The sequence below is a fragment of the Holtiella tumoricola genome (genome assembly GCF_027857615.1).
GTDB lineage: Bacteria > Bacillota > Clostridia > Lachnospirales > Cellulosilyticaceae > Holtiella > Holtiella tumoricola.
The window spans coordinates 1-26,293 of sequence record NZ_JAQIFT010000069.1; the positions used below are offsets into that span (position 1 = coordinate 1).

The 26,293-nt window shown below is 32.5% G+C and carries 23 protein-coding genes and 1 tRNA gene; 3 read left to right on the forward strand and 21 right to left on the reverse strand.

Features of this window, described 5'->3' with window-relative positions:
* Window positions 1-16 precede the first annotated feature (16 nt).
* The 5 genes from PBV87_RS20820 to PBV87_RS20840 all read right to left on the reverse strand — a co-directional run bounded on the left by PBV87_RS20820 (window position 17) and on the right by PBV87_RS20840 (window position 6,144).
* Complete coding sequence (locus tag PBV87_RS20820; RefSeq protein ID WP_271013593.1) at window positions 17-880, reverse strand: NAD(P)/FAD-dependent oxidoreductase; 864 nt, start codon at window positions 878-880, stop codon at window positions 17-19.
* An 83-nt stretch (window positions 881-963) separates the two neighbouring features.
* Window positions 964-1,827, reverse strand: a complete 864-nt coding sequence (gene sdaAA, locus PBV87_RS20825) for an L-serine ammonia-lyase, iron-sulfur-dependent, subunit alpha (RefSeq protein WP_271013594.1) — start codon at window positions 1,825-1,827, stop codon at window positions 964-966.
* A gap of 35 nt (window positions 1,828-1,862) precedes the next feature.
* Window positions 1,863-2,525 (reverse strand): L-serine ammonia-lyase, iron-sulfur-dependent subunit beta, encoded by a 663-nt coding sequence (gene sdaAB / locus PBV87_RS20830; protein WP_053985564.1) that lies wholly within the window; start codon window positions 2,523-2,525, stop codon window positions 1,863-1,865.
* A 96-nt stretch (window positions 2,526-2,621) separates the two neighbouring features.
* A complete protein-coding gene (locus tag PBV87_RS20835) occupies window positions 2,622-4,739 on the reverse strand; it encodes a YhgE/Pip domain-containing protein (RefSeq protein ID WP_271013595.1) in 2,118 nt (705 codons plus the stop codon).
* A gap of 154 nt (window positions 4,740-4,893) precedes the next feature.
* Window positions 4,894-6,144 (reverse strand): hypothetical protein, encoded by a 1,251-nt coding sequence (locus tag PBV87_RS20840; RefSeq protein WP_271013596.1) that lies wholly within the window; start codon window positions 6,142-6,144, stop codon window positions 4,894-4,896.
* A 173-nt stretch (window positions 6,145-6,317) separates the two neighbouring features.
* Here PBV87_RS20840 and PBV87_RS20845 point away from each other — a divergent pair, with 173 nt between their 5' ends.
* Window positions 6,318-6,953, forward strand: coding sequence for a lactate utilization protein (locus tag PBV87_RS20845; protein WP_271013597.1), 636 nt, complete (start codon window positions 6,318-6,320; stop codon window positions 6,951-6,953).
* Between the two features lie 99 nt (window positions 6,954-7,052).
* Window positions 7,053-7,125 (forward strand) — tRNA-Thr (locus PBV87_RS20850).
* An 808-nt stretch (window positions 7,126-7,933) separates the two neighbouring features.
* Here the strand turns inward: PBV87_RS20850 and PBV87_RS20855 are convergent.
* The 6 genes from PBV87_RS20855 to PBV87_RS20880 all read right to left on the reverse strand — a co-directional run bounded on the left by PBV87_RS20855 (window position 7,934) and on the right by PBV87_RS20880 (window position 15,758).
* On the reverse strand, window positions 7,934-9,394 hold the full coding sequence (locus PBV87_RS20855) for a restriction endonuclease subunit S domain-containing protein (RefSeq protein ID WP_271013598.1): 1,461 nt from the start codon (window positions 9,392-9,394) through the stop codon (window positions 7,934-7,936).
* 4 nt (window positions 9,395-9,398) lie between these two features.
* Window positions 9,399-11,525, reverse strand: a complete 2,127-nt coding sequence (locus PBV87_RS20860; RefSeq protein WP_271013599.1) for an HsdM family class I SAM-dependent methyltransferase — start codon at window positions 11,523-11,525, stop codon at window positions 9,399-9,401.
* A 661-nt stretch (window positions 11,526-12,186) separates the two neighbouring features.
* Window positions 12,187-13,641: a hypothetical protein gene (locus PBV87_RS20865; RefSeq protein WP_271013600.1), complete on the reverse strand. Its 1,455-nt coding sequence runs from the start codon at window positions 13,639-13,641 to the stop codon at window positions 12,187-12,189.
* A 49-nt stretch (window positions 13,642-13,690) separates the two neighbouring features.
* Window positions 13,691-14,026: a hypothetical protein gene (locus PBV87_RS20870; RefSeq protein ID WP_271013601.1), complete on the reverse strand. Its 336-nt coding sequence runs from the start codon at window positions 14,024-14,026 to the stop codon at window positions 13,691-13,693.
* Window positions 14,027-14,093: 67 nt separating this feature from the next.
* On the reverse strand, window positions 14,094-15,473 hold the full coding sequence (locus tag PBV87_RS20875) for an S-layer homology domain-containing protein (RefSeq protein ID WP_271013602.1): 1,380 nt from the start codon (window positions 15,471-15,473) through the stop codon (window positions 14,094-14,096).
* 93 nt (window positions 15,474-15,566) lie between these two features.
* Entirely contained in the window at window positions 15,567-15,758 is a 192-nt protein-coding gene (locus PBV87_RS20880; protein ID WP_271013603.1) for a helix-turn-helix domain-containing protein, read from the reverse strand.
* Window positions 15,759-15,912: 154 nt separating this feature from the next.
* On the opposite strand from PBV87_RS20880, the gene PBV87_RS20885 reads away from it, so the two are divergent.
* Window positions 15,913-16,212 (forward strand): helix-turn-helix domain-containing protein, encoded by a 300-nt coding sequence (locus PBV87_RS20885; RefSeq protein ID WP_271013604.1) that lies wholly within the window; start codon window positions 15,913-15,915, stop codon window positions 16,210-16,212.
* 229 nt (window positions 16,213-16,441) lie between these two features.
* On the opposite strand, the gene PBV87_RS20890 is transcribed toward PBV87_RS20885, so the two are convergent.
* From PBV87_RS20890 to PBV87_RS20935, 10 genes are all read right to left on the reverse strand, one after another.
* The gene (locus tag PBV87_RS20890) at window positions 16,442-16,630 is read right to left on the reverse strand and encodes a hypothetical protein (RefSeq protein WP_249331236.1); all 189 of its coding nucleotides are present in this window, start codon (window positions 16,628-16,630) and stop codon (window positions 16,442-16,444) included.
* Between the two features lie 207 nt (window positions 16,631-16,837).
* Entirely contained in the window at window positions 16,838-18,343 is a 1,506-nt protein-coding gene (locus PBV87_RS20895; protein WP_271013605.1) for a tyrosine-type recombinase/integrase, read from the reverse strand.
* A gap of 211 nt (window positions 18,344-18,554) precedes the next feature.
* A complete protein-coding gene (locus tag PBV87_RS20900; protein ID WP_271013606.1) occupies window positions 18,555-19,139 on the reverse strand; it encodes a recombinase family protein in 585 nt (194 codons plus the stop codon).
* Between the two features lie 362 nt (window positions 19,140-19,501).
* The gene (locus PBV87_RS20905; protein WP_271013607.1) at window positions 19,502-20,266 is read right to left on the reverse strand and encodes a hypothetical protein; all 765 of its coding nucleotides are present in this window, start codon (window positions 20,264-20,266) and stop codon (window positions 19,502-19,504) included.
* 272 nt (window positions 20,267-20,538) lie between these two features.
* Window positions 20,539-21,180 (reverse strand): hypothetical protein, encoded by a 642-nt coding sequence (locus PBV87_RS20910; RefSeq protein WP_271013608.1) that lies wholly within the window; start codon window positions 21,178-21,180, stop codon window positions 20,539-20,541.
* A 306-nt stretch (window positions 21,181-21,486) separates the two neighbouring features.
* Entirely contained in the window at window positions 21,487-21,783 is a 297-nt protein-coding gene (locus PBV87_RS20915; RefSeq protein WP_271013609.1) for a hypothetical protein, read from the reverse strand.
* A 161-nt stretch (window positions 21,784-21,944) separates the two neighbouring features.
* Window positions 21,945-22,256, reverse strand: a complete 312-nt coding sequence (locus tag PBV87_RS20920) for a hypothetical protein (RefSeq protein ID WP_271013610.1) — start codon at window positions 22,254-22,256, stop codon at window positions 21,945-21,947.
* A 141-nt stretch (window positions 22,257-22,397) separates the two neighbouring features.
* Complete coding sequence (locus PBV87_RS20925) at window positions 22,398-23,051, reverse strand: hypothetical protein (RefSeq protein ID WP_271013611.1); 654 nt, start codon at window positions 23,049-23,051, stop codon at window positions 22,398-22,400.
* Between the two features lie 1,518 nt (window positions 23,052-24,569).
* Window positions 24,570-25,445, reverse strand: coding sequence for a DNA adenine methylase (locus PBV87_RS20930; protein WP_271013612.1), 876 nt, complete (start codon window positions 25,443-25,445; stop codon window positions 24,570-24,572).
* The gene (locus PBV87_RS20935) at window positions 25,432-26,160 is read right to left on the reverse strand and encodes a hypothetical protein (RefSeq protein ID WP_271013613.1); all 729 of its coding nucleotides are present in this window, start codon (window positions 26,158-26,160) and stop codon (window positions 25,432-25,434) included. Before PBV87_RS20935 ends, PBV87_RS20930 begins: the two co-directional genes overlap by 14 nt.
* Between the last annotated feature and the right edge of the window lie 133 nt (window positions 26,161-26,293).

Sequence of the window (26,293 nt, forward strand, 5' to 3'; positions counted from 1 at the left end):
TGACCTCTTTATTCTACTATTTAGATACTTTATCTTTTGTATGAAGATAACTTACTGCTTGAAGTGCAGCTGTAGCACCTTCTCCTACTGCTTTTGCCACTTGGTAAGGACGACCTGTACAGTCTCCAGCAGCATATACACCTGGCATATTAGTTTCCATAAAGCGATTAACTTTAATCGCTTTTTCATCAATTTCGAGACCTTTAAGAAGTTGTGTTGTTGGAATACTTTCTTTAATGATGAATACACCACTTACATCAAGTTCCCCATCTTTTAGCACAAGCTTATTAACAACACCTTCACCTTCTACAGCTTTAGGTTTCCCACTTACAACTTCAACACGTTCTCCAAGAGAACCTACATTTTTGTAAAGTGGAATATAATAAACTTTTTCACATACTTCATTTAAATAGTTTACATCTTCTTCTGCATGGGCACTATCACCAATAAGGGCTACTGTTTTACCTCTATATAAAGGACCATCACAAGTTGCACAATAACTTACACCACGACCTAGAAAGGCTTCTTCACCTTCTACAGAACTTGCTTTTGTAATCCCATTTGCTAAAATAACTGTTTTAGCTTCAATAAATTCATTTTCTGCATTAAGCATATAGAAATCACCCATATTGAAGATCTCTAAAACTTTTTTATTTTCTATCTCAACATTCATCTCTTTTGCATGGCCTAAGAAAGATTCCATCATTTCTTGACCTGTAGCACCCATCATCCCAATATAATTATCTATTTTTTCAGCTTTATATAAATAGCTGGTTGTAATATCATTTCCAAAGATTTTTACTTTCTTATTACGAATAACACCATTTATAGCAGCAGATAGACCTGCTGGTCCTCCGCCGATGATTGCGATATCTAACATAATAGTTCCTCACCTTCTGTCTTTTTATTGCTCACTTATATTATATGTGATTTTTTTCTTATTGAGTAAATTATTTTGGTAACCTAGTCACACTTACCACATCTTTGGCAAGCTGTTTTTGTCGCTGCAAGACCACCAAGTGCTGTTTCACGTAGTTCAAATGGAATACTACGACCTACTTTATACATTGCTTCTACAGTTTCATCAAATGGAACCAGATGCTTAATACCCGCTAATGTAATCTCTGCACTAATTAAGGCATTGGAAGCCCCCATGCCGTTTCTATTTTGACAAGGTGCTTCTACTAATCCACCTACTGGGTCACATACAAGTCCTAAAATATTTGCTAGCGCTGTAGATGCTGCATCTAAACATTGTGCAGGTGTACCACCAAGAAGTTCTACTACTGCTGAAGCTGCCATTGCTGAAGCTGAACCAATCTCTGCTTGGCATCCACCTTCGGCCCCAGATACTGTGGCATTACGCGTAATAAGATATCCTACCGCACCTGCATTTAAAAGTGCTTCAAGCATTCTTGCATCACTAAATCCACGTTCTTCTTGAATAGCTACAAATACACCTGGAATAACTCCTGATGATCCTGCTGTTGGTGCTGCTACAATAAGTCCCATTGAAGTATTGACTTCTAATACACCCATTGCATAGCTAATGGCTTTAGAGACTAAGCTACCACAAGCTGAATCTTCTTTTCTTTTATAGATCTTTTTAGCTTCTCCACCAATAAGTCCTCCCATTGAAGTGAGATCTTCTGTGAGCGACCTTTTAATTGCATTTTTCATAATATCATAAGCGTGCATAAGTGCCTTTAAAATTTCCTCTTCACTCATATGACCTATTGTTTTTTCACGTTCTAGCATAACCTTTGAAATAGGAAGTCCATGTTCCTTACAAAGGTTAAGTAACTCTTCGGCTGTTTGAAAGTTCATAGTTAATGTCTCCTATCTTTACCTAAAAAGCTTGTCTATATAATGGTTACCTTTAAAATAGATGAATGATTTCTGATTTTATCCACTACGCCTTCATCTATATTTTCGTCTGTTTCAATAATAGTGTAGGCCATTGTTCCTTTACTTTCACGATAAAGACGCATAAATGCAATATTAATGTTGTAATCACTAAGGGCTTCTGTAATATGAGCCACAACCCCTGGTGTATCTTGTTGTTTAATAATCATTGTACAGTATTCACCTGTAAACTCTACATCAATGCCATTGATTTGATCAATACGGATGTTACCACCGCCAATAGAAACACCAACAACAGTTGTAATATCTCCTGTTTCATCTTTGGCAATAACCTCTACTGTATTAGGATGATCTGTATGTTTTACTTCATTTGGCTCAAATGTATATTTAAGACCAGCTTCTTTTGCATGGTAAAAAGCATCTTTAATGCGTTCATCTTCTGTGTCCATGCCTAAAATACCTGCTACAAGGGCCTTATCTGTCCCATGCCCTCTATAAGTTTGTGCAAAAGAACCATATAAAATAAACTTCACTTCACAAATTGGTTTTTGAACGAGCTTGCGTACCATAAGTGCAATACGTACCGCTCCTGCTGTATGTGAACTGGAAGGTCCAATCATATTTGGTCCAATTACGTCAAAAATACTTATTTCTTTCATGTCTTTTTACCTCGTCTCTTTTTGACATTTCCTTTTATATTATACATAGATGTGGTTTATAAGCCAAATCTATTTTTCAACCTACATCTAAAACGTCTATTCGCCTAATCCTGAAAGCTTAAACTTTTCATTAAAAAGTTCATGTACAATTTTTAATGATTTTTTAAAGAGTAAACCTACTAATAAAAATACAATAGCAAATACAGCTAAATGAATAAGTTGATTATATAAGTTTGGATAGAATATTCCCCCTTGAGCTTCTCTTAAAGTACCTATAGCATAGGTAAAAGGCACAAATCTACTTATAATTCTAAAGAAAGGTGGAATAACTTCGATTGGGAAGGTCCCACCTGCCGAAGAAATTTGTAGTACTAATAAAATAATTACAATCCCTTTTCCTAAGTTACCAAATAAAGCAACCAATGTATAAATAACACAGGTGAATACAAAAGCACTCACCAGGCTTAAGAGAATAAAAGCTAGTTTATTAGATACATAAACTTTTAAAATGAAAAGGTCTCCTAATGCAATAATTAAACTTTGGATTAAAGATAGAAAAAGATAAGTCATGCCCTTACCTATATATTCTTCTCTCGGTGTGACATCTTCTAAGGCAGATTCTGTTGTAAGCATAGCTGATAAAATAACAATACCTACCCATATTGCCAAAATAGTATAAAAAGGTGTCATCGCTGAACCATAGTTAGGAATAGGATAAAGTGCCTCTTCCTCTAGCACAACTGGTGAAGCAATATATTTGGCTATAAGTTCTGGATTGGTTTCTAAAAGTTCTATGAGACTATCTAGCTCTTCTCCATTTTGAAAGAAACTTAATTTCTCTGCAAATCTATGAAGTTCATCTTGAACCATTGGTAACTGCTCTTGCACTTTGTTAAGAACCTTTTCCCCCTTTTGAAGCGCATCAATCCCTAAACCTTCTACATTTTCAAGTTTTGGAAACAGTAAGGTCACATCTTTACTAAGTGTACTTACTTGCCCTGCTATTTGAGTCGTTTGGTTAATCATTCGATTAATCTGTGGTCTTAATTCATTTTGGAAGAAAGTTAAACTTGCTGTAATCGTACTTTTTATATTAATGGTTTCTATATTAATAGTTTCTAAACCACTTAAAGCTTGTTCCTTACCTTGTACAAGCATATCACTTGCTGTATTAAGTTCTGCTTCTAATGTCTTTAAACTTATATTGAGATTCTTTAAGGAATCATGAGGTAGCTTAAGTACACTTAAAAGCCCCATGACATTTTGATTCATCTTTTTTAAACTCCCTACTGCCCCTTGTATATCTTGTAAAGTATCATAAACTGCTTCGGAGTTACTTAATTCAGTTTTTACCTGCTCTACAAAGTCTATCACATCACCTGCGATGTTTTCCATTTCATTCAATGTATTTTCTGTTGTATCTCCAATATCTCTGAGTACTTCAGAGGTCCCTTCTAATGCCTCTTGTGCATTGGCTGCTACCTGCCCTATTTGAATAACTGTATCTTCTGCTAAAGGAAGCTTATCACCTACTGTTTCTAATACTTCTTCTGCTTGTACAATACCTTCATAGTAACGTGTAATATCTTTAGCAATTTGTTCTCTATTCTCATCTAACTCCATCATAGCTATGGCAAGGTCTTTAAGCTGTGGCATATTTTCTTCTAAGGAAAAACCTACTTGATTAAATGCTTCAAAGATTACTTCATTAGCTGTAGTAATAATATTTTCTGAAACCGTTGCCTTAAGTGAATTGGCACCACTTGAAGTTATTTTAGGTGCAATGGCATTACTCTTCTCATTAATTACATACACCAATGTAGGCTTTTGCTGATTTTGAGTTGTAATACTTTTTAGATCTTCAGTAAAAGTAGAAGGAATCTTAATGTATGCATAATACTTCCCACTGCGTACGCCATATTCTGCATCTTCTAATCCTACAAATTCCCATCCCAATTTCGTATTCTTTTGCAGTTCTTCAATGACCTGATTACCAATATTTAATGGTTCATCTAAAAGTATCGTCCCTTGATCCTCATTAACAACAGCTACTTTTATTCCTCCTGTTGCACCATAAGGATCCCAATTGGCTTTGATGTTAAACCAAGCATATAACGAAGGTAAAATAAGTAACCCACACACAATAATAAATGTAGGAATATTAGTGGTCATACGTTTTAAATCTTGTTTAAAAATTGTCCCTATTTTTCTCATATTCATATCCTTTGCCTACATATTTTCTTATCTTTATAGTTTGGTTTTGAAAGTTAAAATATACTTTCACATGAAAAAAGGAAGATAAAATGAAAAACTCTTTTAATGAGCTTTCCATTTACCTTCCTTTTTTCATGTATCTATTTAGAAATTTTTAGTAGATTGCAATTGAACCAACCGCTTTCTCTACTGTATAGCCTAATTTTTGAAGTTCTTCTACACTAATGTATGAAGTACTATTGTCTGTAATAGTATTAAGTGCTACAAATGTACCATCTACTTCAATACCAGCTTTTTTAGCTACTTCGTCATATTTAACTTCTTGACCAAGGTAACCTAATGTTAGTTTTGCTGGTACATAAACTTTATCTGCTTTAACAAGCACTTTACAAGTTTCTTCTTTTCCCATACCATCCATGATGATATTTGTGTTTGTGTTAATGATAGCCATTTTAGGCATCATTGCTTCCATTAATTCTGTTTGTGTCATTTCTAACACTTTTTCTGGTGCTTTGATTTCTTTTACTTCTGCTTTTGCAGTATCAGCATCCATACTCATATTCATAGTCATATTAAGCATAGGAATTGCAAAATTCATTACTAATTTTTGATTCACTACATCTTTGCCAAAAGTATAATCCATTTTAAATGTACCTTTTACCATAGCTTCTGCCATTGGTATAAGTTGATCAAGTTGTACTTTGACTTCATCCATTTGACCTTTTAATTCTGCAATTTTGTCAGCTGGAATGTTTAATTGGTATTTTGTATTTAAGCTTTCAATATTCTCTGTTGTTGTTAAAATAATTTGTTTTACAAGAGCTAATACTTCTTTTTCATTTAATTCGATTGTATATGTATTATCTTTTTTAGTTACTGCTACATCAAATCCTAAATCTGCAGCAACATTTTTCATCATTTCATAGTATTTTGCTGGATCTTCTAACATACTTTGTTTTACAAAAGCCATCATCATAGCTGTTTGTTCATTACTATCTGTAAATGTGATAAAATCTGTATCAGCATTTGTTAAGATTTCTGGTACAGTCATACCATCTACTGCAAAGCATTGTGCTAAGTAGTTTTTACTGATATAAGTTTTATCATCTTTCATAATGATTTTTGCATCATTCACTTTAATTACTTGACCTGTAGCTGTAGCATTCATATTCATAGTAAGTTCACTACTCATATCTGCTGTATTAGCATGTCCATCCATATCCATTGTCATTTTCATAGTTTCATCAGCTACTGTCATATCCATTGCCATTTTAGCTTTAATTGTACTTGCTTCCCATTTGCTAGACTCTTGGCATTTGTTCCAAAATTCTACTTGAGTTGTACTACAACCTGTGAAAACAAGTGCAAGCACAAGTAAAAGAACGGGTAATAATCTCTTCTTCATAATAATCCTCCCTAAAAGTTTTTTCATAGACAATTATACTCCTTTGTTTAAATTTTACAAGTATTGTAACTATATTTTAATATTAAGATTTGTTAAGGTTTAATATTATTCACTCTTGAACTTTACATTATGTTATAATAAGAGTACATTAAATTCTATTGTGAGGTGTTTTCATGTCTATTCAAAAAGAGTTCTTTGCTAAACAAGCTGATGTTATTATGAAACAACTTCAAAAACGTCATATGAATGGTTATTACTGTGAAACAAAAGAAGATGCGCTTAAATTAGCCCTTTCTATGATACCAGAAGGCTCTAGTATTTCTTGGGGTGGCTCTGAAAGTATTAAAGAAATCGGTCTCTTAGATGCACTTTATGAAAAAGGTACATATACACTCTATGATAGAGCCCGTGCTCTTCCTAGTGAGATAGACGACATGCTTCGTCGTAGCTATTTTGCTGACTTCTATTTAATGAGTAGCAATGCAATTACATTAGGTGGAGAACTGATCAATATTGATGGTAACGGTAACCGTGTTTCTGCTATGATTTATGGTCCTAAAAAAGTTGTTATGATTGTTGGGATGAATAAAGTGACTACTAATGTTGAAGAAGGTATTGCACGTATTAAAGCAACTGCTTGTCCACAAAATGGCATTCGTCTTAATCGTAATACGCCTTGTGGTACTGTCGGCGTTTGCGGCAATTGCTTAAATCCTGATTGCATGTGTATGCACACTGTTATTACACGCAATAGTCGGGAAGCTGATCGTATTCACATTATCTTAGTTGGTGAAAGCTTAGGGTATTAAATCCTTAAGCTTTCCCAATTAACTTTATTCTTAATTTTGATTTACCAATATTGACAAATGTACAGTAATATGATATTCTAATTGAGCATTCAGTCATGCGCTGTTATAGCACAGTCGGTAGTGCACTACATTGGTAGTGTAGAGGTCGCGGGTTCGATTCCCGCTAGCAGCTGTATAAAAAAGTGAGTAACTTCAAAAGCATTTGGAGCTACTCACTTTTTTATTTAACTTGTTTTGTGTTGCCATTTGCCATCTTTGTTGCCTCTTGTGTTGCCCCCTTCCAACATCATATAATTTACTCAATACTTCGTAACCTCTCCAAGAAGGCAACATACAATCCCATCTTATTAGCATGGATTTATTTAATTTTTATAGTATATTACATTTTTTCTATTTTATATTGCACTTTTATTTCACACACTAAAAAAAAGACACTAGTACTAGAATACTAATGCCTTAATAACATTTTAAGTTTACCTTCCTGTTTATTTTACTTATTTGAGTATTACCTGCTGGACGGACACGTAAAAAAACCGTATTTATATGCTAATATTTCATATTAAAACTATCCGCATTTTAATCTAAGTATTATCAAACTAATTTGCTATCTCTCTCTTAGCATGCACAGATTTTAGACTCCTTAGCTTTATACTTTTTACAAATTTTATATGAATCTATATTATCTTAAATTTCATATGCTTTATTACAATGTTATACTTAAGTTCACATTTAAATATCATCTACTTTCTTCCCTGTAAAACTCCAAAAGCTATTTTTGAGCATAAAATAATGACTACATTAGTAGCAAGTGAAAATTATTTCCTCACTTTTAACATGTAGTCATTCTCTATAAAACTATATTAGATATATGATTTTTCAAACTATTATTTCAATTTTACCACTTATAATAACAAGACACTTTTAACATCCTATTATTATAATATATAGTCATTTAAACTTTTATTACATTTTTTCTTATTTTAGCAAGTATAACTTTGTTTATCCTTCAATTTACCTTGCTTTAAATCATTTATAACTAACTGTAATACTGCAAAACACTTTATCCTAAAGTTATTTAAATCAAATACTCCTGAGCTCTTTATTTTATCTTCATCAAATTCATCTACTTTTAGCTCTTTCGGGTTATAATATAATTTTGCTATATCATTTTTAAAAGTATCATCTACCTTAGGAATTAAAATCATATCCCAATATCCTATGGCAAAACTTCCTCCATTTCCCCCTACCGCCATTTTCTCTAATATTTTATTCTCACGTAAAAAATTTAAGTATAAAGCTAAAAAAATAGATTTAGAAAGTGGTGTCTCTTGATTTATTGGGTAAATAATGGTTCCATGGAAGTTAGTAGTAAATTTCATGCTCTCATCACAAATTGCAAATGTTTTACCTACTACTCCTTCAGAAGAAAATAAAATATTACTTTTCTCTAGGAACCATACTTCATTTCGTGCACCTAAATATGTTTCTTCTAGAATATATCCTGCGTTACTAATATCACTAGGATATACCAATACATTGAAATTAGGTTTATATTCCTTGGTCTGAATAGACCTCCCTAAATCACGCTTAGCTAAATTAGGTCCTCTCTTTAGCTTAAATCCATACTCTTCAAGACTTTCATATCCCTTATCATAATTTAGTACATTATGATACCAATTGAATACAGTGTCCGAATAGATACCCGCATCAACCCTATTCTCTTCTACTAACTTACTAAATGTAGGTTGAACATAACTATATTTTCTTTTTATTATTTCATCTTCTAACATTGCATTACTAGAACGTAGTTTTTCATATGAGTAATGTTCTGCATATGCTATATTTTTAGTAACACTTTCAAAAAAATCATACACCCATTCCTGATTTTGTACATATGGCAATTTACATTTCAAAAAAAGTTCTCCTGAGTGCCTTATCGTTGAACCTTTAGGTGTTAATGCATCTAATTGTTTTAAAAAATAAGAATCCTTTAATAGAGCTAAACAGTAATATTTATATTTTTTCTCCTTAAAATTCAATTTCACTAATCCTGAAGAAAAAACAATGTCTTTCTTTGAATTTTGAATAAATAAACATGTATCCCCAATATTGGCATCTTTACATAATAAAACATCATGATTATAAACCATATTATTAAATTCATACTTAGGATTTAAGCAAATCAACTTTTCTCTGTCAAATCCATAGTTAAATTTATTTATACAGCTATTTCTCAAAAAACTAACATTGGATTTTTCTACATAAGTTATGCTACCTGGTTCTTCACCTTTTATATATGGTACATTATCATCTAAAAAATCTTTCAGTTCTTTTTGGTGTTTATTTGGTATATTAATTTCTTTGTAGTTATTAGGTGATAAACTATTTCTGTTAATAATATCACTAATCTTTACTTCTTCTGGGATAATAACATCTTCCATTTTCTCACTCCAAAAATATTTTTTTCAACTCAGCTTCTTGGAATAAACACCATTCTCTGAACTGACTTATTGTTTCAGTAAAATCTTCATTTACTCTAGATTCACCATGCTCATCTATTATTGTTTCAAAACTTTCTTCATCTAATAAGTAATCACTTTCAAATACTACATTTCTATTTGATGTTTTTTTAATGTATCCTACATTCTTTATTTCTTTAACAAATACTGCATAATCAGATTCAATTAACTCCTCTAACCTATCTGGCGTTGGCTTATATCCTACTATGATTGTTGTATTCACACCTGTTTCTGCAAAAACATTTGATGGTAAGTCAAATAAAGCAACTAATCTCACCTTCTTATATAACCATTCTCTTACAAATCCCCAAGTATTATTGGATGCTATCGCATTGCTTAAAACAATAGCAAATCGACCATTATTTTCTAGTATCCTTACTGTATTTTCCAAAAATACAACACCTAAATCTAATCCTTGCTTTGGATTTTCCTGCACATATAAATCATATAATTCATATAGCTTTGCAACTTCTAAGTCCTGTGCTTTACTTAAATCTAAGCTTCTTCCCTTTCCAAATGGGGGATTAGTTAAAATAACATCATACTTCATTAATTCAGTTTCATCATACCATACATCCCACTTACCACCTGCATGCTTAGTTGTATCTAATTTTACGCCTTTACCTTCAGTAGATAATTTATGATTAATAGACCCTTTATCAGGAAAATATTTTATTGCTGCGTTTCCATCTCCATTAAGTAGCATATTTAACTGTGCTAAAACTGTCATGTTATAGTCATTATCAAATCCATATAAATTTCTATCATCTAATTTTGCACCTGAATTAACATAGCTCATAGATAAAAAATCTCCACTTCCACAGCAAGGGTCACATACTGTTTCATTTCTTCGAGGATTAACTATATTAACTATAAATTCTATAATTGGTAATGGTGTTAAAAATTGCGCATTTTCATCCTTTTTAAATTTAGTTGCAAAGTTATAAAATACTAATTGATATAAATCACTTTTTCTTGATTTATAGAATGAATATACTTGAAATTGTTTTACAATCTCAGCAACAACCCTAACATGTCTAATATTAGTCCATGTAATTCTGTTTTCAGCTAAAATATTTCTATAGTATCGTTTAGCTTCCTTATATAATTCTTTCATCCTTTCAATAAAAACTTGGACACCTGGCTCACTTAAATTAGATACTAAATTTTCATCTTCATTAATATAAAATCTTAAGAAACTTCCATGTTGGTCTGATTGCTTCTCATCAAATATTTTCAAAGCAATTAGTTGAATTAATAAAGAGTACCCCTCTTCATTAAACAAACTAACCGATTCCAAAGTTCTCAGTATGTGACTTAATGCCATTTTCATACTTTCATCATTTATGGTATATACCATATCTAAGTCTTCTATTTTTAACTTCTCTCTTGTCCCAACTTCTCCCTTATTAATTGCTCTCATTAAATCATGGTAACTAGGTATTAAATAATAAGGGTCTGTAATTTCTAGCTGATATTTTTCTAGTATCCTTTGACTTCTAAGGAAATTTTTTGCATTATCAAACCTGGTAATTACATTAGCTATTTTTTTAAATAGAAATAGCCTACCTGTATCATAATATACTCCCATCACAAAATTGCCTTCTGGCTCATTAATAGAAGCTCTTATTTGAGAACTAAATACTTGTTCTATTTTCTTATCATTTCTTTTAAATTCTATAACACAAATAGCTAATTCTCTTACTTTATTTAGCGAATCTACATCCTTTTTGTTCTCTCTATACTTCTTATAGTAATCTACCCACTCTACTGAGCTAAAGATAACAGCATCTATCTTAATTGGGTCTGAGTTGATATTTCCTTTAGGAAAGTATATTTCCGTTCCTATGTGGTCTCTTGGGTATAACCCTGATAAAATAACAGAATAAATAAATTGCCACTTATAATATTCTTCATTCGGCTTATTATTTACATCTTTAATAGATATATTTTCTACATATTTTCCATCTACTGTAACTAATGATTTTGCTATTTCCTCCTTACTCCCGTATTCGGTGTCAAATTTAATTTTTGCTTGTGAGAAATTCAACATAGTACCCCTTCCTTCTACACTTTATCCCCTATTATACTATTGTATACCACCAGAATTCAACCTCCCTAGTTGTTTATACTTTTTAATATCTTTTTTACGTCGCCCTTTTGACACCCTAAAGACGACTCCTAATTGAAAAAAACGACATTAATGACCACTAATTGAAACTTCCTTCATAATTCAACACATAACAAAAATCCCTACAATTCTTGAAAACCAAGTAATTGTAAGGCTTTATTTAATGCATCTGATAGGATTCGAATCTACGACACACGGTTTAGGAACCCTACTAGTTTATCATGTACTATTTATTTTGCTTTTTATCAATTCTTGTAACCTAATATTTTCTTCTTATCTATTTAAAATTTTTGCTTATGTCTTTTCATTTTTTAGTTCACCCCTGCCCATACTTAACTCTTTAGTTATAGTATGTCGTTAATCTTCTAAGTAATATGCTCTTCTTAGAGTTCTATTTACTGTAAAATCAAAAAAATTATGTATTTTTTCAAATCAACTTTCATTAAATAATATTCGTGACACATATTATTTAATGTTTCATCTATCACCTATAAAACTACCTACCTGTACAATAAGCACTGAAAAATGCACCCCTTGCTTAACAAGAGATGCATTATATGTATATATATACTTTCAATCCTGACTATTTATATTTTTTCTGAAGTGCTTCTAATTGTTTGTTTGATAAAATTCCACCATCTTTATGATACTCTAGAAGATTCCATCCTAACTTACCATTTTGAGAAACTTGTTTAACGACTGCATAGCCTATTCCTTTTACTTCTCCATATTGCTTTTGTTCACTAGTCCAATTGCTATAAGGTTTCGTCCAATCATCCTTCCAACTCTCTAAACGTGTTAAATCAACTTCATATAAGTCAAATGTTATACAATAAGTCGTGTTATTTAATTGATACATATTCTTGATATTTGTTCCATATCTTGATGGATTCATTCCTTCTATAATAGGAAAGTAATACTTATCTTTTGCTTTATAATAATGAAAAAAATCCTTTCCCTGTGTTCTAGTAATATCTGGTTTTACCCCAAATAGACTATATACATATTTATCTACAGTACTCATAGGAAATCCATCATAATACCATTCATTAATCATTGTACTCGTTACCTTCTCTCCATTTGTTAAATCTACAAATCCATGCCATTGATTGATTTGTCCTACTTTAATTAACTCATGGTCATTATACTTTGCAATATTAAAGTCTGTAAGTGCATAAGGAAAGTTTGATAAAAATCTTCCTATTTGTTCTTTTTCTTCTTTAGATTTAGTAGAGTAAACATCTTTAATAGAAGCATTCGCCTTATTTGCCTTATTATCTAGTTCCTTATAGAACTTCATGAGTTGCTCATTGCCATTTGAAGTATCAATACTAAATGCAGGTGAACCTGCTTCACCATAACAAATGAGTGTTCCTGCTGTGTACTTCTTCATTAGATTATTATAAGTATTTTCAGTGATTGTTTTAGTTTTACCACCTTGTATCTGAGTGAATGATTTGCGTTCCTTTAAAGAATCATCAACTGTTGATTCCCATAAACCTTTTACTTCTTCAATCTTTACTAATTTTCCATTTTTTACTGTATAAATTGCTATATCGTCTATACTTACATTATCATAAGGAGACTTTCCATGACCATGAGATAATTGTGTTCTATGTACCAAGTAATCTTTGCCTTCTATTTTAGTCATATAGATGTCTCGACTATCTCTACGATGTCTTATATTATTATATTCTGATGAGATAGGATAAGCCTTGCCTGACTTATACCCCCATATGGATTCTACATATCCACCTATACTGTTTTCATCATTTTGTGAACGTATCATATAGAGTTCTGGAATGCCATCCCCTTCAAAATCTTGAAGATTTGCATAGACTAAACCATTCCCTCTTACCTCTCCTAAATCTTTATAGATACCATGCATCTTAATAACATTTGTTAAAACATTATAATACCCCTTAGCTAGAGCTGTATCTACTGTAGTTGCATATAAAAGATTACTTATTCCACTTAATCCTATAAGCAATGCTCCTACACCTATAGATTTAACCACATTTAATAATTTGTTACTCACTTAAACCACCTCTTGATATAATGCTAAACCTTTTTCTTTCACTTCATTATCAGCCATTACCTGCTGTCATCACATGACTTCCAAATGCCACCAAAAAGGTTAGTGCCAATCCTAAAAAACAAAGTGCACTATGTACTCCAAATAGACGTAATATTTCCCATACAAGATAACCATATAGCCCTGATACTGTTACCATCATAATTGTTCCTATAAGTGGTAAGCTCCATGCTATTAATATTCCAAGAAATGCTATGACCCCTGCCCATAAGGACTCATTAATCCCTCCTATAATACAACTTGCTACCACTGTCTCCCAAAACATTACTGCACCAAATCGCTTACTCACTTCATATGCGTGTAATCCATCTCTAATTTGACTCCACATCATGAATCCTCCTTTAATTCTTTACATCTATCATGATTGACTATTATGAGCTGAATAGCCTATTTATCTACTTAATCTTTTTAACTTTCAACTTAATAAGTCCATCTTCATACTCACTAAAATCTATTAAAGTACTTTTCGTTTCTTTTCCATCTATAAGCATCACAAAATGCTCACTTTCTAAGGTAACCTCTAATTGAGAGTTACTCTCCTTTAGGTAAGGAATATAAGTATCTATGCTTGAATACCCCGTTTCCTGCCCTGTTACTAAATCTTTTACATAAAAATAAATTCCTTCTTTGTATTGTCCATCTAATTCAAAAGCAATACCTATGTTATTAGGGTTTGTTGCAAATATATTTATTTCAGGTATGTACTCTGTTTCACTTGCTCCGTAAAGTATGGGTTTATTTGTGTCTTCACTTATTCCTTGTGTCACTTTAATTTCAACATAACGATCTTTCTTTAATTCCAACTCCTCAATCGAGTTAAAATAGACCCCTTCTACATTCGCATCATAATTTCGTAAATAGAGTCTGAATACATCGCCTTCTTTATATTTAGGTACATTAAACTTTAAGATATTGGAATACCATTCTGTTGCATTATCCTTACTAGTAGTTAGCGTCCCAAATGAATTCCCCTTACTATCAGTAAGTTCAAATGTTGCACTTACCATATCAATATTTTTCATTATCGCTCCATTGACTTGCACATGGAAAGTTGAATCATATTGCTGAACATTTTGTAGTTGTTCTACCTTTAACCTTTCAGAAGGTTTAATAAGTCTGCTTACAATTGCACTTACCTCTGCTCTTGTAATCTTATTATTAGGTTTAATGGTATTATCTTGGTAACCACTAATTACCCCTGCATTAAGCATTTTATACATTTCACTACTATACTTACTACTCATGTTCATATCTTTAATATTATTTACTGAATTGATAGGTTCTAGCATAGTATCTGGAACTGCACCATCTAAAATGTAAATAAGTTCTGCTCTTGTAGCAGGTCTATTCATACTCTCACTCGTAAAATCACCTTGTTTAATAAGACCATTTTCAATTGCATATTGTTCTACCCCTGAATACCACTTGTCACCACTATATTGATTAAGTACATCTTGTGAACCTGTATGATAAGTTGCATGAATACGTGATGCTATTGCTATACTTTGTGCTATGGTAATCGAACCATTAGGGTTAAACTTATCTTCGGATTCTCCTGCCATTAGCCCTAACTCATAAACGGATTGAACACTGCTAGAGAACCAATCCTTTGAAACTACATCACCAAATGTATTGTTTCTATATTCACTCACTGCAGTGAAGTGATGAGATATCATCTTATTTGTATCTGCATATGTAGGAGATGCCCCAACTAGAACTACTGAAACTGCTACTACCCCTGACATAAGTACTTGTCTTAACTTGTTTTTACACATAATTTTAATTCTCCTCTCATTTAAGTTTATCTTTATTTGATTTATAATAGTACCAAGAGTACCTACTTTTATTTTCTTATACAATTTAAACCCTTAAATACTTTCCTTTAGAATTTCTACAGCTGTTACACCTAATACTCGTGAAAAGAGTAAAACTTCTTCTGCTTTTAAAGCTCTCTCACCTTTTTCAATTTTGCAAATTTGTGCTTGGGTCATACCCACTTGCTTTGCTAATTCTGCTTGTGTTAATTGATTTAACACTCTTAATTCTTTAATATTATGCATAGTTTTGTGAACACCTCCATAACACTATATTATTCTATATATGAATTCATTTCAAGTTTTTTATTCTTTTTTAGAAATTTATTTGTTTTATACCCGCTCACTTTTTACAATAAACTCAATAGATTTATTCCAAAATAGAATATAGGTGATAAAAATGGATACTGCCAAAAGATTAAAACAACTCAGAACTGCAAAAGGATTAACTACCACTGAGCTTGCTAAAGCCTGCAACCTTTCTCAAGCTGTTATCAGTAAATTAGAAAATAATAATAGAATTGCTGATGTTCCAACGCTTTCTATTATTTGTGACGCTTTAGGTATTACTTTAAGTGAATTCTTTAATACTCCTAAAGATTTACCTCCACATCTTCAAGAACTCTTAGATATTTCTCAAAAGCTTTCTCCCGAACAAATCAAGCTACTTGGTGAGTTACTTCAATCATTTACAAAGTAAAAAGCTCCTCTCATATCTCTATTCGAGTATAAGAAAGGAGCTTTGTTTATATTATTCTAGTTAGTTCTTAAAGCTAACTTTTATATTTTGTTTATTTCCTTTAACTATAAAAATTTAGTGTTTAATTCTATTGAAGTTGTGTTATAATATGGGTATAAAGAAAGCACCAGTGCTGGTAACACTGATGCTCCCTGAATGTTTTGTATTTGGGGCTATGAAAACTTACAATTTATTTATCTAAGTTAGAACTGTCTTTCGTAACGGGTGGACAGTTCTTTTGTTTTGCACTAATTTCTAATTCAAAGGATTTAAAACTACCTTTAAGTTTAACTTTATCAATAAAAGTATCTTTCTTTGGATATATAATAATCGCTAATGCAATCACTATAACCAAGATTGTCATGAGTACAAATTCCATCCATAGCACCCCCTTTCGAGTTATGATGTAATTTACACTACTTCACAGCCCTCAGGAGGGTAACATACAACCCCCATGCCACCCTGCATGGTTTTATTTAACCTCTTTAGTATAGCATAAATTTACCATTTTACATAATACTTTTGATAAAAATACTAAAGAGACACCAACATTTTATACAGGTGTCTCTTTAAATGAACTACTCTATTATAAGTCTCTATTCTCAAAATATCCTTTCAACTTTTTAGTTGCAGATAAAAGGTCTCTCTCTTCAACCGATGTGTATATCTTTAAGATAACATCTGTAGTATTATCACCCATAAGTCTCTGAACTGTTGGAATATCAACCCCTTGTTTAATCAAGTTAGTACAGAATGTATGCCTAAACGTATAAAGTTCATAACCTCTACCATGTAATCCTGCTTGTTGCATAGCCTTTCGAAACTTAATACTTAAGCCAGTGCTCCCTATCATCCCACCTCTTGTAGATGGAAAAACATACTGACATTTTCTAGCCTTTTCGTACGCCCTATCAGATTTTACATATTCCTGCCACTCTTTAAGTACCTCAAGCACTTCAGAATTAACTGGAATTTTACGAACACTATAAGGTGTCTTCGTTGTGCCTATTACTGACTTAATTGTCCCCCTACTTTCTAGAGTCATGCCTTCACGTTCCTGTGTGGCTGCTTGCCTAACATGTATGACCCCTACTTCAAAATCAATATCACGCCACTCAAGTGCACGCAATTCACCTGGTCTAAGTCCTGTATACTGCAACACTTTAGCCATTGTGTAGGTACATTGACTATACTCTTTACAAGCTTTAAGAACTTGTTTAAGTTCTTCATCTTTAAATGCTTTATACACTTGTTTATTCACTTCCCCTTCTTTAGTTGTCTTAGGTCGTTTCATATTAGACATTGGATTTTTCTCTATAAGCTCGCATTCCTTTGCTAGCTCTAGAGCCCTTTTAAGAACACTGAATGTTTTATTAATAGTTGCTTGTGCATAGTTTTTTTTGAAATCGTTAAAAAACTGTGTAATAACACTAGTAGTTAGATTTTGAAGTGATACTTCACCTAAGTCTCTTGCTATTTGTCTTGCTGTTTCAAAGTACCCCTCTATAGTATGAGGTTTCGCAGTGCAAAGGGATAGAAAGTACTCAAAGAAATCTTTGAGTTGTGTTTGACTTGTTATAGGATTCCCTTTCCAGTAAATGTCTCCTACTTCCCTCTGTGAAATTTTATTTAACTGAGCAAGTTCTAGTGCTAATGCCTGTCTTGCATCTTCTTCATTTTTAAAAGACTTGCTTTTTCTTATACGTTTTCCATCTACTGTTTTACCTAAGTCTATTTGTAGTATCCACCTATTACTAGATTTTACATATGTAATACAACCTTTAGACATATCAACATCACACTCCACAAGTTCTATTCTTTCATCTGATTGTTCAGATGTTACCGTAGGTGTTGCCACTTGGTCAAGTGAATTTTGATATTCGTTATCATTTAACTCTTCATCGCTAAGCATACACTCAATACCTTTTAAAGATAATTGTATATTTCTTCCAATTTTTACCGCTTTTATTTTTTTACTTTTAGCTTCCATTATAAGCTCGCTTACACTAACGCCTAACTCACTACTCAACTCTTCTACTGAGATAAACTCACGACCATACTTTTCTCTTAAAACTTTGACTAAACTAGACATATACAATGCCCTCCTTTTATTTGTTTTCTAAAAGGAATAAGCAATGTCAGTTTGTAAGTGCTTATTTTGCACGCATGTCCGTTCGTTAGAAAAAATTTATCAGTTACCCCAATATTAAGATGCTTAAAAGCACTAAAAAAGCACCTTACAGTCTGTACAAGCTATCTACTATGCTTGCTTTTAACCTTAGGTGCGAATTTTAATAACTTTTCTATTTATGTATTTCTTCAACTGACCTCGCATTAAGTGCACGATATAGAGTAGAAGAACTTATCTTGCAGACCTCACATATTTCTCTGACACAATGAAGTTTACTGTCATACATGCGAAGTGCTCTCTTTAAATTTTCCTGATTCACTTTAGGTCTTCCACCAGTCATACCTCGAGCACGAGCGGCTGCTCGACCTTCGTCAGCACGTTCACGCATAATGTTTCTTTCAAACTCAACCATAGATGAGAGCATACCTAGCATGAGCTTACCTGTAGGAGTGGAAAAGTCTATATTCTCTTTAAGAGATACAAATTTGATACCTTTAGCATCCCATTCCTCAACTAAAGCTAGTAAATCTTTAGCAGAACGTGAGAGCCTAGACAAGGACTCAACAACCACAGTATCACCCTCACGTAGTTGTTGTTTTAGAGCTTCAAATGCAGGTCTATCTTTTTTAACCCCTGAAATTTTTTCCTGAAAGATATCACACTCGCTGACACCAAACTGTTTAAGAGCATCGAGTTGTCTATCAAGATTTTGGTCCGTACTTGAAACTCTTGCATAACCGAACGTTTTAATTGCCATATAAATCACTTCTTTCTTTATATATGATGTTGCGTAGTAAAAATCTTTTTAGGAAGTGGTGCCCCATATAATTAATAAGGTTTTGAAAGAGGTTTTAGGGAATACCTTTTGGAAGAGCTTTTGAAAGAACCCCCTACTCCAAATGGACGTTTTCTATATTGCTAACAAGGAGTCTCCCAAAAGCACACTTTTGGTAAGAACTAAGCCTTAGAAAACCCACTAGATGAAATGAAATACAGCCAGTGGGATATATAGAATTTTGAACAGCGTATACACTTTTGTAAGGATTTAATTAAATACCTTATAGGTAATACCCCTACAGCCTAGAACTTAGCGTAGCTTATTTTTGGAGCTTATCTAGCCTAAAGGAGAATTTGCACATTTTTAATATGTAGCAAGTTCACGGTTACAAACTCATTAGAAGTATTTAGATTAGGAAGTGTAAGGTTAGCCTCACAATATGACCCCTCAACCTGTCTCCATATAGGTTGACATTGACTTAACTGAGATGTACCTAACCATTTACACAATGCATCGCCATTGAGTGTTGTCACAAACTTAATATCTCCACCTGAACTATCTAAACAACTAATACGAATTACTCTACGTTTGAGAACCCCAAGTAAGGTTTTTTTATAGCCACGAAGAGCATATGCAGGATAGATTGCATTATTTCTGCTATTACTATAAAAAATGCCTTTACCTAGATGATACCCATCAGCATCAGCTCTAAGTACTATCACTTTGTGTTTTGACTCTGTCAGTTCAGATAGTGTCGTTTTGTAACGGTCATCGAAATAACCTTTATTGAGTTTAGCGATGTCCTTAGAAACAATGAACGGTTTGAGACCATCTAAAATTGTACTCTGTTTAGTAACATAGTAACTGTCAAGTCCATTTTGTCCCTCACTTTGAACGTAGCATAAAGAACTATAAAGCAGATAACTCACTATCAGGTTATTCAGATGCAAGTTATAAAAGTCATGACTTAAAGGTAAACTAAAACTTTTTAATATCTCCTGTTGAACCTGAGCTATCTGAATATTCATAGGTGTGTTTGCTAAACCTGAGATTTGACTTAACGGTCTAGAACAATGACAACCTGATGGTTTTAGAAAATCAATCAAAACCCCCTGCTTATGAGCAATGTTGTACAAGTTGAGATGAGCAGGAACGTCTAGACATTGTTCGATCGTTGTCTCCCGATTTAACCAACCGTATGCTCGTTTGACTTTTTCACTTATTGGAAACATCAAAAAACCTCCTTTTAAACTTAAATAAGATTTTTTTACTACAAGTAATATAACTTTTAGTCTGTTTTTAATTGTGTATTAAAACTTTAATATGCTACCCCTATATAAATAAGAAAAGACAGCCCTAATGACTGTCTTAAAATAATCTACTCCTCTAGCAATTCAACCTTTAAGATGTCTAACACATTGATATGCTCATATGTTGGACATGGTTGGTTAAGGTTAGGGAGAATGACTTGTCCAATATCTCCATAACGATTAGAAAGTTGAACTATTTGCCTCCACTCACTTCCAGCAACCCCCTGCCCCCAAGCGTCTATATCAAGCCAGTTTAAGCTGGTATGTAAGCCTTGAATACCTGCAGGTGTTTTATAGTTGATAAGAGTTTTCCCCTCTTTTAATGCATTAAATAACTTATTAATTTTTTCTACTACTACATAAACAGGAGCAATCTGAATATCAAAATTAGAAATATCTACAGGAACTATAGCTAACTCTAAATACCCCTTAGCATTCAATTTCATACAAAGTGCCATTTCACCACAAGCATTGCCTTCTGCTACACAGGTATCATAATCTTTAAATAACTCTACTAAATAGGAAGCATCGACTGCCCCTAAGCCTTTTACAAACTCAGCAAAAAGTTCCTTATTCTGAGTAGCGATATAAACAGTATCCCCCCAAGGTAATTCCTCACGGACATAGCAGATATAATGAGCTAACATTTTCTCTTTGCTACTATAAGCTTGTAAATATTGGATAAGTAACTCTTTACATATTCTAGTCATCATCATAACCTCCTTATTGGATTTTTATAATTAATATAAGTGCCTATCACATTGACAATGAACAAATGCATTTTGAAATGCTACCCCACCTAACTTTTTATGTTAAACATAGGAAAGTTTATCACCCTAATTTCAACAATGACTAAAAGCCTTAATTCACTACGTTTTAACTAAGGTGAAAAACTACTTTTTTAATAGGTCAACCTAAAAATGTTAGAAATGCTTTATAAAAGAAGTATTTTTTAATCTTTAATAAAAAGAATAGACCTTTTTATGGACTTAGAAAAATTAAATCTTAAAAATATCCTAATTATCTACTGCATTTAACAAATCAGTAAGTTTCTCAAACTTACCATGAGCCAAAAGCCATGATTCAGCCTCTTCGTCAGCAAGTAGAATAATAGCCTCTGCCTCTCCTCGCTCTATATAGGTAGATGAAGCAAGCCCACCAACGTAAATATATAAATAGATAAGACCATCAACATTTTTATATAACCTTTCCTCATGATATCTTATGTCCTCCCTATCTAGTCCATTGTTGAATGATGATAGCAGGATGTCCTCCTCAGTATCACAGATACTAAATGACCTTATTGCAAACATAATTTAATACACCTCACTTTATATTTTTAGATTTTGTTACCTTTATAATAAATGTGAGAGAAATTATGCTGATTTTTAAGCCTATGTCTCCTAGTGAAATAACCTATTAAATGAAAAAAAAAAGGTAACATCCCTAAGAATGCTACCCCTTACTTACTTATTTAAGCTTCTTCGATATAAGAACTGAAACGCTCCTCTATCACTTGCCACTTATTGTGTTTCTCAAGCCACTTATATGCTTCCTCTTCTGTTAAAACTGTGATTATTGAAGTTCCCCAACTAGTGTTACCTGCACGCTCCACATATTTAGTTAAAGCACCACCAGCACCATAAAGGAAATATGCTCCTTTTTTTGTTACATAAACTGCCTCTTCTAAAAATCTTGCATCGCTGTGTGAAAGACCGTTAGAGTATTCACCTAGTAAAATAGCTGTTTCTGTGTTGTAAATCTTGCCTTCGATTATTTTTTTCATTTTTTATTTCCTCCTTAAGGACTGTTAATTTTTTTATAGCATTTTACTTACCTGCTACACCTTTATAATGAATGTCTGTTTTCAAGTGTTAATTTTTTTGTATGTCAGTTTAGTAGAAAAAGATTTTTTAAGTTCATCCCCCTATTTTAGAGAAACTACAAGTTCCTCCATACTCATGTTACCTAATATGTATACATGAAGTAGCCTTTTCTCATTCGAATACCTACTGTCGCTAGTTTCTAAGATATACCTGATTAAAATAAGTTTTTCTAAAGATAGGTTAGTGAACCCTTCCCTTATATAAGGAAGACTTACAGATTTTAAAAATTCCAACTCCCTTACACAGTCTCCTAAATCCATCTCTTTAGGAACATGGAAAGGAATTCTATTAGCAATGTCACCTATTATTAAGTCATTAAGATTATAAATATTGCTACAAGCCTGAAAGTTAGCTCTAGCAGACTCAATGTCACCTGCTAAAAGCAAGTCAAGTGTGTCTACCCCTACTTTACTTTCAATGCTTTTAGATAAATAGCTTATAGACGCTTTAATACTATTTACCGTAGTGTTAAACATGCTCGCTACACGAGCATAGTCAAAATGAGTTTTCATGAGAGCATCCAATTTAGCCTTTGCAGGTGCTTGCTTCACACCCTCTGTTTTGATAAATTGAATAATCATTTTTAAGAGCTTCATCTTATCCTGCTCTAATTGCCACTCAGGTGACCCCTCTTTATAAAGTGACAGACCTTCTTTAATTGTGAAGTGTGCCTCATATAATTTTCTAAGAAACATACAGCTTTAACTCCTCTCTTAAAAATTAGAATAAGCATACTAAAGTTATTCTAACTTTGCTATTTATAAAGTAGAAAACTCTGAAACTCCTAAGTTTGCACCTTGAAAATTGAAAAATAAATACCCCCTCAAAAATAATAACTTGATGAAAACTTTTATTTTAAGTTCCTACTTTTACTAATATAAATTCAGGTCAGTTATCTGAAAGAACATATCTGTTTGATAATTTCTCCAGTCAGTTCAAACATAAAAAAACGAGCTACCTTTAGAAAACACTACTTTTACTCACTTATAAAAATTTAAATGAAAAAAATACACTTCTCTCGAAGTGTATTTTAAAATCTACTATGTATTTTATTTAATCTTTTATTATGTTTTGATATTACCCTGCATAGAATGCAATTGTTAATACTCAAAGAAATATTTTTATATATTACCCCCTAGTAAAACATAAATAACCAATCACTTAAATATCTAATACTCGGACTACCTTTATTCTTACTTAAATACATTTTTAAAGTCTCCCTCATTTAAGCTTTTTTTAAATTACATTTATTATAACGTAGATTAAATGGTCAGATTGAGGAATTGCTTTCATCTATGCGAACCTCAGTAGTAACTTTTGCAACTCCGTCTGAAATTGTGTGAAATATTCCGTCACCCACTGTCTCTATCTACTATAATTTTTGTCCATTCATGAGCTGTAAACTCTTAATTATTTTTTTAAATGTGATATGCCTAACGAGTTTAATAAGACGTAAATGAAATCATAAACGAGCTCATTCACCTAGTTTTAGCTTATTAGCAGGATTGAAAAGAATTTATGCAAATAATGGATTTAAAAAGTCCGTTATTGGGAAGTTATATTGTGATAGTTTAACTAGATTTTTAATTGCATTAAAAAGAGCAAGCGTGAAAGATTATGAAAGTGAGAATGAAATGAAGGTTAGAGAAATATAAAAAGCACTCCTCCAATGAGAAGTGCTCTGTCTTATTGAACAACTCGAACAGATAGGAACTGTTGAACAATGCCTCGTGTTGTAACCTATCCATTGTGCTGTGTTGAATGTCATGTTTGAATGTCATGTTTGAATGTCATGTTTGAATGTCACGTTTGAATGTCACACACCACAAATGACTAAGTCACTTTTACAACCTCAGCAAACCTATTAACCCCTTTGCCCCAGCCCCCTTACCCCCATAAACGCTATCCTTACCACTAGTAAAAAATGCATTTTTATAATTGTTGGTCTGTTTTCTCTAAATTACCCTGCTACCCTTATAAAGATTAAAACATAACGAATAAAGGATATATCAGGTTATATTTTTTATGCATTTATGCATTTTTCACATATAATCCCGTTGTAAATGCTTTTGTTTTTAGCATTTTGTAGATTTTATGCTAAACCAATAAATCACAGTCCTATCCTAAATGCCTAATAACCTTAAGATTTAAGCTATTTCTTAAGCCTATACGCTTTCAAAAAAAGTTATGGGTGCTATGGGTCTATGGGTATTTTACTTACTTGTACTTATTTTTTGCAAGATATATGGACTTATAGAGAAGTTACACCACACATACTCTTCTTTCTTTTCTTTCTTTTCTCCCTTTACCCCGCTTGCTATATGAACATCTTTTAATTTTATTTTGAGCCATCCTGCATCTTCTAATACTGCATAAATTTCATTAGCATAACCACTAAGAATAACTTTACAGTTAGTTTTTAAAAGCTTATCGACTAACTTTTCATGATGTTCTATATTCCATGAGTTATCCCTATAGGTTTTAGGATGATTCATTGTATAAGGAACATATGGTGGGTCTAAATAGATTAGCATGTCTTCATTATTTTCATATTTTTCTAACAATATCATACAGTCTTGATTTTGTATCTCAACATCTTCAAGTAGATAAGAGTAGTCCTTTAATTTTGATATTTTTTCATAATATCCCTGTTCATATTCACCACTTGGACTATAAGTCACCATATTGGATGCTCGACTTTGAGTACTTGCTATATAGGTGTAGGTCGCTCGCTCAACTACATTCAAATTGCTCTCTGACTTATCTCTTTTTAACTCATCGCAAGCCATTTTAAAGACTTCTCTACTATACCTATATTTTTCGAGCATACTCATCATTTCTGCCGTATAGAGCTTATTTTGAAGAACTTGAAAAATACTACAAATTCCAATATCAATCTCATTGTAGATGCGATGTTCAAAGAGATTGTTAGGAAGATTGAGGAGAACTCTTGCACCCCCACCACAAAGCTCTGCATATGTGGTTATGCTATAGTCTACAGCACATTGTGTAATGAGGGGAACAATATTATCAATGAGTTGATATTTACCACCCATTCGGGAGATTATGGAAATTTTAGATACCTTCATCTAAGTTACTCCATCGGATGACATAGCCATCTTTACGTCCCTTACCTGTCATGCCATCTTTTAATACAAGGTCTTTCTTTTGATACCGTTTCTCTTTACCAGTCTCTGTTGGAAAGAGTCTCTCCTGCCTACACCATTCTTCAAGTATAGCCTGATGTCTGCCTTTTCCAATTATTCCTAGCTCATTTACAAATATCCCATCTAAATATTGTTTATGGATTACAAGAACTCGTCCATCATATTTTTTTATATTCTTTTCATCATCAAAGATTACCCCTTGACTTTTACCATCTTCATATCCATTAGTTGTACGTTTTGGAAATGCATCTATATTATTTTCTACATACTCTTGAAGTACTTCATATGCTCTATTTGCTTCAGCTTCAATATCTTCGTTTCGAAGGTACTTATCGAGTGTTCCATCAAGGTCAATGACTTCAGTATCACAAACTCTTATATATTCAATATAATCAATGACTTTTGCATATAACCCTTTATCCATGTATCCAAATGCTCTTAACTGATGGATAACCTCAGCTTCTTTAGTATATAGCTCATTAAGCTTATAGTATTTATATTTCCTACCCCTTAAGGTACTTGTTAATTTCACAATATATATATCTTCACTAATCACATAGCCAACTTCGATATCCCAAAGACCCTCTGTTGGATTAGAAGTTGAAAAAAATTTCTGACCTCGTATTATAGTTGCCATCTAATCCCCCTTTATGCAATACTTTATGTTATAATTATTATACTATAATTCAATCTAACTGCATAGTGTTGCCATGTTGCACATTTAAGCAAGTCACTCTCCTATTTAAAATCACCTTATTTTTCAAGGATTG